Source organism: Arthrobacter sp. B0316-1-20, assembly GCF_059091865.1.
On the sequence record NZ_JBNHHC010000004.1, the window covers coordinates 342,983 to 355,266 of the forward strand.

Annotated in this window: 12 protein-coding genes; 9 read left to right on the top strand and 3 right to left on the bottom strand. The window is 65.2% G+C overall.

Annotated elements, in window-relative coordinates; translation table 11 throughout:
• The first annotated feature begins 42 nt into the window (after window positions 1-42).
• Window positions 43-1,257 (top strand): formaldehyde dehydrogenase, glutathione-independent, encoded by a 1,215-nt coding sequence (gene fdhA / locus AC5RW2_RS08985; protein ID WP_493949784.1) that lies wholly within the window; start codon window positions 43-45, stop codon window positions 1,255-1,257.
• Between the two features lie 142 nt (window positions 1,258-1,399).
• On the opposite strand, the gene AC5RW2_RS08990 is transcribed toward fdhA, so the two are convergent.
• Window positions 1,400-3,217 carry an ABC transporter ATP-binding protein gene (locus tag AC5RW2_RS08990; protein WP_493962877.1) on the bottom strand — a complete coding sequence of 606 codons (1,818 nt, stop codon included), beginning with the start codon at window positions 3,215-3,217 and terminating at the stop codon, window positions 1,400-1,402.
• Window positions 3,218-3,423: 206 nt separating this feature from the next.
• Between AC5RW2_RS08990 and AC5RW2_RS08995 the strand changes: the two genes are divergently transcribed.
• From AC5RW2_RS08995 to AC5RW2_RS09025, 7 genes are all read left to right on the top strand, one after another.
• A complete protein-coding gene (locus AC5RW2_RS08995; protein ID WP_493949786.1) occupies window positions 3,424-4,650 on the top strand; it encodes a TadA family conjugal transfer-associated ATPase in 1,227 nt (408 codons plus the stop codon).
• Window positions 4,647-5,504 (top strand): type II secretion system F family protein, encoded by an 858-nt coding sequence (locus AC5RW2_RS09000; protein ID WP_493949787.1) that lies wholly within the window; start codon window positions 4,647-4,649, stop codon window positions 5,502-5,504. Before AC5RW2_RS08995 ends, AC5RW2_RS09000 begins: the two co-directional genes overlap by 4 nt.
• Complete coding sequence (locus AC5RW2_RS09005; protein ID WP_493962876.1) at window positions 5,501-6,442, top strand: type II secretion system F family protein; 942 nt, start codon at window positions 5,501-5,503, stop codon at window positions 6,440-6,442. The genes AC5RW2_RS09000 and AC5RW2_RS09005 overlap by 4 nt, the downstream gene beginning before the upstream one ends.
• A gap of 85 nt (window positions 6,443-6,527) precedes the next feature.
• Window positions 6,528-6,725, top strand: coding sequence for a hypothetical protein (locus AC5RW2_RS09010; protein WP_494073899.1), 198 nt, complete (start codon window positions 6,528-6,530; stop codon window positions 6,723-6,725).
• Window positions 6,726-6,753: 28 nt separating this feature from the next.
• Complete coding sequence (locus tag AC5RW2_RS09015) at window positions 6,754-7,164, top strand: TadE family protein (protein ID WP_493962875.1); 411 nt, start codon at window positions 6,754-6,756, stop codon at window positions 7,162-7,164.
• Window positions 7,139-7,684: a hypothetical protein gene (locus tag AC5RW2_RS09020; RefSeq protein WP_494073897.1), complete on the top strand. Its 546-nt coding sequence runs from the start codon at window positions 7,139-7,141 to the stop codon at window positions 7,682-7,684. Before AC5RW2_RS09015 ends, AC5RW2_RS09020 begins: the two co-directional genes overlap by 26 nt.
• A complete protein-coding gene (locus AC5RW2_RS09025) occupies window positions 7,681-8,181 on the top strand; it encodes a pilus assembly protein TadG-related protein (RefSeq protein ID WP_493962873.1) in 501 nt (166 codons plus the stop codon). Before AC5RW2_RS09020 ends, AC5RW2_RS09025 begins: the two co-directional genes overlap by 4 nt.
• Before the next feature lie 46 nt (window positions 8,182-8,227).
• On the opposite strand, the gene AC5RW2_RS09030 is transcribed toward AC5RW2_RS09025, so the two are convergent.
• Complete coding sequence (locus tag AC5RW2_RS09030; protein ID WP_493962872.1) at window positions 8,228-9,109, bottom strand: alpha/beta fold hydrolase; 882 nt, start codon at window positions 9,107-9,109, stop codon at window positions 8,228-8,230.
• Between the two features lie 118 nt (window positions 9,110-9,227).
• Window positions 9,228-10,529: a S8 family peptidase gene (locus tag AC5RW2_RS09035; protein ID WP_493962871.1), complete on the bottom strand. Its 1,302-nt coding sequence runs from the start codon at window positions 10,527-10,529 to the stop codon at window positions 9,228-9,230.
• 396 nt (window positions 10,530-10,925) lie between these two features.
• Between AC5RW2_RS09035 and prfB the strand changes: the two genes are divergently transcribed.
• A complete protein-coding gene (gene prfB, locus AC5RW2_RS09040; protein WP_493962870.1) occupies window positions 10,926-12,044 on the top strand; it encodes a peptide chain release factor 2 in 1,119 nt (372 codons plus the stop codon).
• Window positions 12,045-12,284 lie beyond the last annotated feature (240 nt).

Genomic DNA, 12,284 nt, shown 5'->3' on the forward strand with positions numbered 1-12,284 from the left:
CGGCTTTAGCGCGGTTTAAGGATAAAACGGAGAGGGAAAACCATGACGGGAAATCGTGTAGTCGTTTATAAAGGCCCAGGGGAAGTTGCGGTTGAAACGATCGACTACCCCAAGCTGGAACTGCCTTCCGAAGTCGCCAACAAAATGGGAATCCAGCAGAAGGCACCGCACGCCGCGATCCTTAAGCTGGTCGCTACCAATATCTGCGGCAGCGACCAGCACATGGTGCGCGGGCGCACCACCGCGCCGGTCGGCCAGTCGCTCGGTCACGAAATTACGGGGGAGGTGGTCGAGACCGGTGACGACGTGCTCTTTGTGAAGGAGGGCGATATCTGTTCGGTGCCCTTCAACATCGCCTGCGGCCGCTGCCGGATGTGCAACGAAGGCAAAACCGGCGTCTGCCTCAATGTGAACCCCGCCCGGCCCGGCGCGGCTTACGGCTACGTGGACATGGGTGGCTGGATCGGCGGCCAGGCCGAGTACGTGATGGTGCCTTACGCGGACTTTAACCTGCTCAAGTTCCCGGACCGGGACCAGGCGCTGGAGAAGATCCTGGACCTGACCATGCTCTCCGACATCTTCCCCACCGGCTACCACGGTGCGTTCACCGCCGGCGTCACCACGGGCTCCACGGTCTACATCGCCGGAGCGGGGCCGGTGGGACTGGCCGCGGCCTTCTCCTCGCACGTGCTGGGCGCCTCGGCTGTCGTTGTCGGCGACATGAACGCCGACCGGCTGAGGCAGGCCGAAAGCTTCGGCTGCGAGACGATCGATCTGAGCCAGGAAGGCTCGTTGCCGGAAAGGATCGAGCAGATCCTCGGCGTCCCCGTGGTGGATGCGGCGGTGGACGCGGTCGGGTTCGAGGCCCGAGGGCATGGGGCCAACGCCGAGGAAGCGCCGGCGACGGTGCTGAACGACATCATGTCGGTGACGCAGGTGGGCGGTGCCCTGGGCATCCCCGGCCTCTATGTCACCGGCGATCCGGGCGGCATCGATGAGAACGCGAAGATCGGCCAGATTGGTGTGCAGCTGGGCACCGGCTGGGCGAAGTCGCTTTCGTTCACCACGGGGCAGTGCCCGGTGAAGCGGTACAACCGCAGGCTAATGGACCTGATCCTGGCCGATAAGGCCAACATCTCCAAGGCCGTGAACGCCACGCCGATCAGCCTGGACGAGGCGCCCCAGAGTTACCGGGAGTTCGACCAGGGAGCGGCCAAGAAGTACGTGATCGATCCGCACGGGATGGTTGCCGCGTAGGTCGACCCGTCCAACGCGTGGGTCGGCCCGTCCAACAGGTAGCGGCGGCTGCAACTCGGTCGGGGGCCCGAGGCAGCCGCCGCTGCCGCCTGCAGCCGCCGCCGCCCGTCGCGCCTGAGGTCCGCCGCCGCCGTCCGTCGTCTTACCGGTGTTCGTCTACCGGCTTCTCGGTCTTGCCCAGGCCCGCCAGTGCAGCCTGCTCCGCGAAATCCGGCACGCTGGCCACCACCTCGTCGAAGGTTCCGGCGGCCTCCACCGTTCCGCCGCGCATGAAGAAGACGATGTCCGCGTCCCGGATCGTCGCCAGCCGGTGAGCCACGGTGATGACGGTGACGTCGCCGTGCAGCTGCCGTATCGCCGTCGTTACGGCCGCCTCGGTGGCGGTGTCGAGGGCGGAGGTGGCCTCGTCCATGACCAGCACCCGGGGGTTGTCATAGAGCGCGCGGGCAATGCCAAGCCGCTGGCGCTGTCCGCCGGAGAGCGCCATGCCGCGCTCACCCACCAAGGCGTCCAGGCCGCCGTCGCGCTCCATCACCGTGTCCAGCAGTTGTGCACGGCGCAGGGCAATGGTCACGCGCTCCGGGTCCACGCGGGCCTGGTCCCAGGCCAAGGCGACGTTCTGCGCGATCGACGCGTCGAAGAGCGAGACTTCCTGCGGCACATAGCCAATGCGACTGCGCCAGGAATTTAGCACGAACTCCATCGGTTCGCCGCCGACCATGATGTGTCCGTGGCTTGGCTCAAGCAGCCCCAGGAGCAGGTCCACCAGGGTTGATTTGCCGGCGCCGGATGCACCGACGAAGGCCACGTGGCTGCCGGCGGGAATCCTGATGTTCACGTTGTGCAGGGCCGGTGCCGCCGCACCCGGGTAGCTAAAGGCGACGTCCCGGAGCTCAATGTCCGCGGCGTTGTCGGGGAGTTCGTGCTGCGGGCGTTCATCGCGCTGCCGGGACATTTCGGCTTCGCCCTCGTGGATGTCTTCGACGATCTGCCGGGCGAAGGACGCGCTGGTGTTCACCGAGGACTGCACCGCCTGCATGCGGGTCAGCGAGGGGATCAAGCGGAAACCCGCGACGGCGAACAGGCCGACCGCGCTGACCGCGCCCGCGGGGCCGCCGGTCAGATAGCCCACGCCGCCCAGCAGCGCGAACCCCAGAACCAGCGCGGTCTCCAGCACGTAGCGCGGGATCTGCGAAATCTGGATGGCGCCGGCGCGCGCTATCGAGGATTTCGTGCGGGTGCCGTGCACCTGCTCCTGCACCTCGGGCCCGCGACCAGCCAACGTGATTTCCTTGAGCGCACCCAGCGCCTCGTACAGGGTCTTGGCCGTCCGGTTTGACCATTCCCGGTTCTCCCGGCCGATCGCCACGGCGCGGGGCGAGATCACCTTCGCCAGCAGCAGCGCCACCAGCCCCAGGTAGATCATGGTCACCACCGCGATCAGCGGCTGCGCCACAAAGAGCACGACGACGACCGCGGCCAAAGTGCCCAGCTCGCCGAACAGGCTCATCGCCGGCATCAGCACGCCGGAGACCGTGATCCCGACGCCAACATCGACCGACCGGACAATCTCAGCGGAGTTGCGCCCCAGCCGCTTCTCCCACGGCGATGCCAGATAGGCGGCAAACAGGCGGTCGCCGATGGCCACTTCGTGCCGGGCGAAGCGCTTGGTGGCAAAGCGCAGCAGCAGCACCGCCAAGATGCCCTTGAGCACGATCAGGAGGCAGATGAAGGTCAGGATCGGCAGCGCCATCCCGTTTTCGGCGACGTTGCCCAGCAGCGGAAGCTCCGCGCCGGAGCTTCCCACCAGGGCCGGCAGGAGCGCTGCGATCAAACCCAGCGCGACCACGTCCAGCAGGGCCAGCCCCGCGGACGCCGTGCCGTAGCCGGTGAGGAAACGCCGGCTGCCGGCCGGCAAGGTACGCAACAGCGGCACAAGGACGTCGTAGATGCTTTTCATACTGCCCCTCAGCCTATTGCATCGCGTCTTTATCACCCGCGGCGGCTTCTGACCAGTGGCTGATGAAAGTTCGGACGGGTTTTCCACAATCCGAGGGCCGGGGCTAGCCCGTCGAAAGATTGGTCGTTTAGGGTCGGTGCAAGCGACTGCCCGCCGGTCTCAACTTCGCGGGGCGGCTGCGCTTGGGGGTTGAAAAGGGGGAACGGATGGATGGCATCCGGATCGTCGAGGGTGAGGTCCGCGAACTGATCCGCCAACGGGGACTGGACCCTGCCCGCCAAGGTCCGGAGGTCCGCCGGCTGGTCGAAGCTGCGGTGACCGACTATGACGAACGGTCCTTGCTGGGATCCCTTCCTCCGCTCGGGCACCTGGACCATGCCCGTAAGTACATTTTCGATGCCGTGGCCGGCTTCGGACCCTTGCAGCCGCTACTGGACGATCCCTCGATTGAGGAGATCTGGATCAACTCGCCGTCGGAAGTGTATGTAGCCCGAGGCGGCGAATCCGAGCTGACGTCGGTAACGCTCGCGCAGCAGCAGGTGCGGGATCTGGTGGAGCGGATGCTCAAGTCCTCCGGCCGCCGGTTGGACTTGTCCTCGCCCTTTGTCGATGCCGCCCTGCCAGACGGGTCGCGGCTGCATGTGGTCATTCCCGATATCACCCGCCAACACTGGGCCGTCAACATCAGGAAGTTCATCGCCCGCGCGTCCCGGTTGGAGCACTTGGTGGAACTGGGATCGCTAACGCCGGAAGCATCCCGGTTCCTTGGGGCGGCAGTTAGCAGCGGGCTGAACATCCTAATCTCCGGAGCCACACAGGCGGGGAAGACCACGATGCTCAATTGCCTGGCGGCCGCTATTGGCAGCCGGGAGCGCGTTGTCACCGTGGAAGAAATCTTCGAACTGCAATTGCCCCTGCGCGACGTCGTCGGACTTCAGTGCCGACAACCGAATCTGGAAGGCGAAGGAGCCATACCGCTGCGGCGCTTGGTCAAAGAGGCCCTGCGGATGAGGCCAGATCGGCTGATTGTCGGAGAGGTCAGGGAAGCCGAAAGCCTCGACATGCTCGTGGCGCTTAACAGCGGACTCCCCGGCATGTGTACGGTTCATGCGAACAGTGCTCATGACGCCATCACCAAGATCTGCACGCTGCCGCTGTTGGCGGGTCAGAACATCTCGTCAGCCTTTGTGGTCCCAACTGTGGCCTCGTGCATCGACCTCGTCGTCCATTGTGCCCGTAGGGCTGACGGCCGGAGGCAGGTCGTAGAGATTGTTTCGCTGGGCCGCCGAGTGGAGAACGGCGTCATCGAGACGTCCACCGTTTTCAGCCGGCGGGGTGGCCAGTTGCAGGTCAGTCCCTCCGCAAGTCCAGCGGAGGAAAAGTTTGTGCGCGCCGGATACGAAGTCATGCAACTGCTGGAACCCGTGCCATGACGGCAGCGGCGGGACTTGTAGGCGGTATCGGGTTGTTTTTGATCTGGTGGTCTTGCTGGGAAAGAACGCCGGTCAGACCCTCGCGGCAGAAGCGGCTTGGCCGGCTCCAGTTGCTGATCAATCAAGCGGGTATTGAGAAGGTTTCGTCGAGGGCGCTCCTGGCCAGTTGTGTGGGCATGGCAGCGGCTACTTTCCTGATCGTTTTTGCGCTGGCGGCGTCGGGCCCGATCGCAGCCTGTTTCGGCTTGTTCGGAGGCTGGCTTCCGCTCGTTCTTGTGCGTTGGACGGCGCGCCGCCGCACCGCCGCTTTACGCGAAATCTGGCCGGACGTCGTCGACCATCTTAGGTCGGCGATCCGGGCAGGACTGTCGCTGCCCGAGGCGCTGGTTCAGTTGGGCACGCGCGGACCGGTGGAGTTGCGGCCGGCCTTTAGCGGGTTCGCCGCCGATTATCGGGCAGGCGGGCATTTCGACGATGCGCTGGAACGGCTTAAAGCCAGACTGGCCGACCCCGTGGCTGACCGGATTGTTGAGGCGCTGCGCATGACGCGTGAGGTTGGCGGTACCGATCTGGGCAGGTTGCTTGGGACCTTGGCCGACTTCCTCCGCGACAGCGCACGGACCCGCAGCGAACTCGAGGCACGCCAGTCGTGGACGGTCAACGCTGCCCGGCTCGCCGTTGCTGCCCCTTGGATCATCTTGATGCTGTTGGCCACCAGACCGGAGGCGGTGGCGGCCTACAACACTCCGCCCGGAGCGGCCGTCCTGCTGGGCGGCCTGGTGGTGTCGCTGGTGTGTTACCGGCTCATGCTGCGCATCGGCTCGCTGCCCGAAGAAGAGCGGGTACTCCGATGAACCAGACGGGAGCATTGACTGTGTTGATAGGCACTGCCCTCGGGCTGGGCCTGTGGCTGACGGCCAGCCGGTTGCCGTTCTTCCGCCCAACGAGATTTGCCGATCGTATTGCACCGCAGCTGAAGGCGATTGAGCTGAAGTCGCGGCTGTTGGACAGCGGGCCGGGAAATGTCACGCCGTTCGGCCCCTTGGAGCGTATTTTCCGGCCGGTCCTCCGTGATTCGGTCGCATGGCTGGGGCGATTCAATTACGGCTCGACCTTGCTCTCAAAGCGGTTGCTGCAGGCCGGGAGCAAGCAAAGCACGGTTGATTTCCGCGCCGAGCAAGTGCTGTGGGCAGTGGCCGGTTTCCTTATCGGCATCGCCTGGATGATTGCCTTGGCGGCAGCAGGCTCGCTGGATCCAGTACTTGCGGTGATTCTGACCGTGGGGCTGGCCGCTGGCGGGTTCATGCTGCGGGACTCCCTCTTGACGGCCCAGATTCGTCGCCGCGAGGCAAAGATGCTGGCGGAATTTCCCAGTTTGGCGGAGTTGATGGCACTTGCGGTCAGCGCGGGGGAAAGCGCGACCGGCGCACTGGAGAGAATCTGCCGCAGCGCTCGCGGCGAGCTGGCTCAGGAATTTGCCGTGGTGCTCGCCCAGACCCGCTCCGGTACGCCAGTGCTGACGGCGCTGCAGGAGTTTTCACACCGGACCCGCTTGCCTGCGCTGGTGCGCTTCGTCGATGGGATCACGGTTGCTGTTGAACGCGGAACACCGCTGGCGGATGTGCTGCGGGCACAGGCGCAGGACGTGCGCGATATGGCGAAACGGAATCTGATGGAGTCGGCCGGCAAGAAGGAAATCGGCATGATGGTCCCGTTGGTCTTCGGCGTCTTACCGCTCACGGTCTTGTTTGCCGTGTTCCCGGGAATTGCGTTGATCAATCTCGGCTGGTGAAGCACAGATGGAACCTGATGAGCCAAGTCGCTAACTGGGAAGGAACGAGGACATGACGAAACTATCGCTCAGGGTCGTTGCCGCGATGTCGCTGATGTGGAGCGGAGGGCTGGATCGCTTGCGAAAGTCAGTTCGGTCCGTGGACGGCGAACGCGGAGACGTCCCGGGGTGGGTGATGATCACTTTAATGTCGGCGGTCCTCGTGGCAGGCATCCTGGCTCTCGCCAAACCGGCCTTGGAAGGGCTGTTCAATGACGCCATTGGTCGCGTGACGCAGCCCTGACGTGGGATCGAGTTGTAGGGCCCGCCGGTTGCGGCAGTCTGCTGTCGGCCGTAGTCCCGAGGATCCGGACCGCTCCGATCGCGGGTCGGCGAGCGTGGACTTCGTGCTGGTCGGTGGCGTCCTCACCCTGATTTTCGTGTCGATCATGCAGCTCACCCTCATCCTGCATGTCCGGAACACACTCATCGACGCTGCAGGGTCCGGTGCCCGTTACGGAACCTTGGCTGATCGAGGCGCCGCCGACGCGCAGGGGCGGACTACTGCCTTGATCACCGCAGCCCTAACCGACGATTATGCCCAAGATGTCCACGTCGAGGAGGTCACCCGGTCCGGCGTACGCACCATGCGGGTCACTGTCCGAGCACCCCTGCCAGCGCTTGGACTGGTCGGCCCACCCGGCGCCTTGGAGGTCCATGGTCATGCTGCGCTTCCACGCTAACCGCACAGCGGGTGGGCGGCCGGGGGCAGGGGTTCGCCGAGCGGATGCCGAAGCCCTGAAGGGCGCCATGATGCGCCTGCGACAGCGGCTCAGGGCCCGCTTGGGCGACGGCCAGGGCGGGGAAGCGGGGAGTGCGGTCGTTGAGTTTGTCTTCCTGGGAACGCTGCTCCTGGTGCCGGTGGTTTATTTCGTCATCGCAGTTTCGCAGGTGCAGGCCGCCTCATTTGCTGTCGTAAACGCGGCGGACCAGGCCGCGAAAGTGTATGCCGGATCCGATGAGGCCGCAGCAGGAGGTCAGGCGGCGCATCAGGCGGCACTCTTTGCCGCAGGAGACTTCGGTATGGGCCCGGATCAACTCGATGTCAGGATTAGCTGCGGCAACGGTGCGTGCCTGGAACCCGGCTCGTCTGTCACGGCGGAAGTCTCGATTCTGGTGCCGCTGCCACTGCTCAGCGGCACCGGACTGAGCATGGCGACCGTAAACTCCTCGGCAACCCAAATCGTGGAACGGTACGGATGACAGCCAAGAGACCCGCAGATACCAGAGTTCCACGGGACCTCAAGGGAGGCAGCAACCTGCGGGGGATCGATGAAGGCGGCCAGGTACTGGTCCTGCTCATCGGCTTCGTCCTACTGAGCCTGCTGATCCTGACCGTGGTGATGGGGGCATCCACCGTCTACGTCGAAAGGAAGAAGCTGCTATCCGTCGCGGACGGTGCAGCGCTCGCAGCCGCTGATACTTTCGCTCTCGCCGACGTCGAGACGGGCGGGGGCGCTCCCGTCCCATCGTTGGACGGCGGATCCGTGCGAGGATCGGTCCTGCGCTACCTGTCAGAGACTGATGCCTACGGGCGATTCGACCAGCTGACCGTTGGCGCCGGCACCGGCTCCCCGGAGCGGCGCACCGCGCACGTCGAGCTGAGCGCGGTGGTCCGGCCACCGGTCGTCAATTTCCTGGTCCCGGCCGGCATCCCGGTGACTGTCTTCAGCGACGCACGCTCGGAGCTCAGACGCTGACCTGCACTTCGCGTCAGCGGCCGCCAAGTGTTGTTTCGATGAGCGGTTACCGAAGCGCTTGCTGGTGCAGCTGCCGCAGCACCGCTTCGGCCGAGGCGTCCAGCACGGAAATGTGCCCGCCGTCCTCTACCAGCTTCAGCTGTGCGGAGGGCAGCCGGTCGGAGAGCCAGCGCGCCGTCGCCACCGGAACGTTCCGGTCCGCGGTCCCGTGCCAGACGAACGCCGGTACCCCGGGGTCATCGACGGTGAATCCCCAAGGCGACGCGGCGAGCCTCATGTCGTCGCGCACTCCGGCCGTGCCGTGTCGCATGGCGTCCGCGAGGAAGGCGGCGAAGCGCGGTGCGGCTTCGGGCCGGGCTGCGACTGTCTGGTCCGCCTCCGGCATGCTCTTGCCTGACGCGGCGATCATCTTCTCCGGGCTGCGCGTGCCGAACTTCATGAAGGCCAGCACGGCGGAGGTCAGACGCGGGCGGTGCTGCGCGAACTTGAGGACCCGGGCGACGTCGGGCGATCTGTCGTCGGCCAGGCCGGGGACGTCGTAGGGGCCCGAGCCGGAGACGATGCTGACGCCGTCGATCCGGTGCGGCATGCGCTGCAGGCAGGCGAGGGCGGACGGGGTGCCCATCGAATACCCCATCACGCTGAATTTTTGCAGGCCCAGCCGGTCCGCGAACGCGTCGACGTCGTCGGCCCATTCGAGAAGGGTGCGGCCAGATTTGGGTGATGACCCGCCGATGCCCGGCCGGTCCACCGCCAGCAGCCGCACACCGGCCTTCGCAGCTGCGTCAGCCAGATTGAAGAACGCGGTTTCCAGCTTGCCGCTGGGCGCACCGTGGTGGTGCACCACCGGAGGGCCGGAGGGGTCGCCAAGATCGAAGTAGGCCAACGTGCGGCCATCGTCCACGGTGCAGAACTTTTCCTCGTACACGGTGCCCCCCGTTCAGTCCGGCCAAAACCTGATCAGCCTAGCAGCAGCCGGACGGGCCGGAAATGACGGTGGGCGGTCACCGGAAGGACGCGGAAGAGGCGCACTGTGCTTAAATCCTCTAGTCGCCCCACTCGGTGGTGGTGAGATAGCCGAAGTATTGGCCGGAAGCCGGTCGGAACGGGTCGCCGATGAACCCGTACTGGTTGTTCTGATTGTTGTACGCCTCGACTGCTGCAAGAAATCCCTTAATGACGGACTGCCCGTCGCCTTGGCACATCCCGCTGTAGATGCACCGGGCCACCGAGCCGGCGACAGCCGGACTGGAGAAGCTGGTGCCGTGTGCCGTGTTGTAAAGGCCTCCCGGGTAGGTGGAGGTGATGCAGGCTCCGGGGCCTGCAACGGTATGCGCAATGTCCGCAGCTTGAGTCGCGAAGTTGGAGAAGTTGGCGAAATGGTCGTCGGCGCTGGGAACGGACCCTCCGCTGCAGATGGGCGTTGCCTCGCCGCCGGGACGGCCGTCGTAGTCCGCCATGGCGGTGGCGGTGAGCACCTCGTCATAGGTGGCCGGAATGGTATTCGCCAAGTCCGCCGCCGCATTGCCGGCGGCAACCGTCCAGGCGATTCCCTCCGCGGATCCCTGACAAATCATCTTGTGCAGGGCATCGACGCCGTTGCCGCAATTTCCCTGGTCCTGGCCGGGACCGCCGATGCTGATGTTGGCGACCTGGATGTCGTTCTGCGGGTCCGCATCCGTGCGGGTGGAGACTACCCAGTCGGCGGCGCAGAGCAGCGCAGCCTCTGAGATGGTTCCGGCGTCTGACATGACCCGGACGGACCAGAGCGGGGCGCCGTAGGCGGTGCCGATCACCCCGAAGGTGTTGTTCTTTGCCGCAAGAACTCCAGCAACCATTGTTCCGTGCCCGTTCCGGTCGACGGGAGTGACCTCGACCGCGGTGCCAGACGAGCAGTCCACGCCGCCAACGACGTTCAGGTCCGGGTGGGTGGCGTCGACGCCGGAATCGATGACGGCGGTGTTGACCATGATCTGCCGGCCGTTCTCGGCCGCCTCTTGGTCGGTGCCGCCGACTCGCTGCCACCACGTGGGCAGGAATCCGGTGACCGAGGGTGACTGATTGTCATCGGCCTCGTCTGCTGCCAACGTGAATTCCCGCTCGGGAGCAATGAAATCAACGGCTGGATCGGCACCGAGCTGCGCTTCCTCCGCGGCCGTCATGGTCCCCGAGTAGCCTTTCAGCGCGTGTTCGTAGGTGCTTGAGAGCGTGAACCCGTACTTCTTCCCCTGCGCCTCAGCGGTGGAGTCGACGTTCGTGACGCTGTCATTGAGGACGACGGTGTAGCTGTCTTCTTCCTCGGCGGCCGCGGGTCCGGCAGCGGTGACAATGGTTGCGGCAGCCAGCACCAGCGCACTAACAGCCCCCAGAAGTCTTCGTGACCGCATGGGATGCGGCGGCTGGCCGTCTCGCCGTCTTTCGGGTTGCTGCCTTTTTCGCCGGGTTTGCACCTGACCGTGACTTTGACCGGACATTGCAGCCTCCCCACAAGGTGGAACGTAAATCAGGATGCCCCCGTCCCCGTGCGCTGCGCGTGAACAACCGCACCTCGCACTCCCAAAGGTTATTGCAAGCTCCGCGCGGGTGCTAGGGGCAGGCAGAAAGTGCAGGCAGGTTTTCCCGGCCGGCGCGGCCACCGCGGCGCGCCCAGAACCGACGCTGACCGGGGACGCGGGGTCTCGCGAGGACGGGGGCTGACCTGCCGGGGGAGAGGATTCCTCACCATGGCGTACGCTTGGAGAACCATGGCTGAGATCGACTTTCCCGCTGAAATCCGCGCGTTGCGCGCCACGTATGACTCCATCGAAGCAGTCTCCGACGTGGAGACGATCCGCAAGGATATCGCCGAGCTGAGCGAGCAGGCAGGCGTGCCGGACCTGTGGGACGACCCGGCCGCGGCGCAGAAGATCACCTCCAAGCTGTCGCACCGCCAGAGTGAGCTGGAACGGTTGGAGAAGCTGGCCGCACGGATCGACGATCTGGAAGTCCTGGTGGAACTGGGCCAGGAAGACGCCGGTGACGAAGACTCCATGGTCGAGGCCGCCAGCGAACTGAACTCGCTCAAGAAAGCACTGGCAGAACTCGAAGTCGTCACGTTGCTGTCCGGGGAGTACGACGAGCGCGAGGCCGTGGTGACCATCCGCTCCGGCGCCGGCGGCGTCGACGCCGCGGACTTCGCCGAAATGCTGATGCGCATGTACCTGCGCTGGGCGGAGCGCCACGGCTACCCGACGCAGGTGCTGGATACGTCCTACGCCGAAGAGGCCGGGCTGAAGTCGGCCACCTTCGAAGTCAAGGCCCCGTTCGCCTTCGGCACGCTCTCGGTCGAGGCCGGCACCCACCGCCTGGTCCGGATCAGCCCGTTCGACAACCAGGGCCGCCGGCAGACGTCGTTCGCCGCCGTCGAAGTCATACCGCTGATTGAACAGACCGACTCGATCGACATTCCGGACAACGAGATCAAGGTGGACGTGTTCCGCTCCTCCGGTCCGGGCGGGCAGTCCGTGAACACCACTGACTCCGCGGTCCGACTGACCCACATTCCCACCGGGATCGTGGTGTCGATGCAGAACGAGAAGTCGCAGATCCAGAACCGCGCCGCCGCGTTGCGCGTGCTCCAGTCGCGGCTGCTGCTGCTGAAAAAGGAGCAGCAGGACGCGGAGAAGAAGGCGCTCGCCGGCGACGTCAAAGCCTCGTGGGGCGACCAGATGCGCTCCTACGTGCTGAACCCGTATCAAATGGTCAAGGACCTGCGCACCGAACATGAAGTCGGGAACACCGGCGCCGTGCTGGACGGCGAAATTGACGACTTCATTGACGCCGGCATCCGTTGGCGCGCCAACAGCCGCAACGCGGAAAACTAAACCTCAAGGCTGCCTAAAAGCCCGGTCGCTCCCTCTGGAGCTGCCGGGCTTTTGCCGTCCGAGGCCGGTCGGCAGGGGGAGCCGCTCGCTTGTTTGCGAGGTAGCTTCGGCTGGGTCGCCCCGGTTCCGGGCACCGCACCTCCAGCGAGCACTGAAACCGAATCGTGACCTACTGCGAGGGCGCTGATGTTGACACTGCTGTGAGCCGCGCCATAGATTTGCCGTAATCTGAATCACCTT

Bases quoted from the DNA above. Each gene is read 5' to 3' on its own strand.
- fdhA (WP_493949784.1), top strand. From the start codon at position 43: ATGACGGGAAATCGTGTAGTCGTTTATAAAGGCCCAGGGGAAGTTGCG.
- AC5RW2_RS08990 (WP_493962877.1), bottom strand. From the start codon at position 3,217: ATGAAAAGCATCTACGACGTCCTTGTGCCGCTGTTGCGTACCTTGCCG.
- AC5RW2_RS08995 (WP_493949786.1), top strand. From the start codon at position 3,424: ATGGATGGCATCCGGATCGTCGAGGGTGAGGTCCGCGAACTGATCCGC.
- AC5RW2_RS09000 (WP_493949787.1), top strand. From the start codon at position 4,647: ATGACGGCAGCGGCGGGACTTGTAGGCGGTATCGGGTTGTTTTTGATC.
- AC5RW2_RS09005 (WP_493962876.1), top strand. From the start codon at position 5,501: ATGAACCAGACGGGAGCATTGACTGTGTTGATAGGCACTGCCCTCGGG.
- AC5RW2_RS09010 (WP_494073899.1), top strand. From the start codon at position 6,528: ATGTCGCTGATGTGGAGCGGAGGGCTGGATCGCTTGCGAAAGTCAGTT.
- AC5RW2_RS09020 (WP_494073897.1), top strand. From the start codon at position 7,139: ATGGTCATGCTGCGCTTCCACGCTAACCGCACAGCGGGTGGGCGGCCG.
- AC5RW2_RS09025 (WP_493962873.1), top strand. From the start codon at position 7,681: ATGACAGCCAAGAGACCCGCAGATACCAGAGTTCCACGGGACCTCAAG.
- prfB (WP_493962870.1), top strand. From the start codon at position 10,926: ATGGCTGAGATCGACTTTCCCGCTGAAATCCGCGCGTTGCGCGCCACG.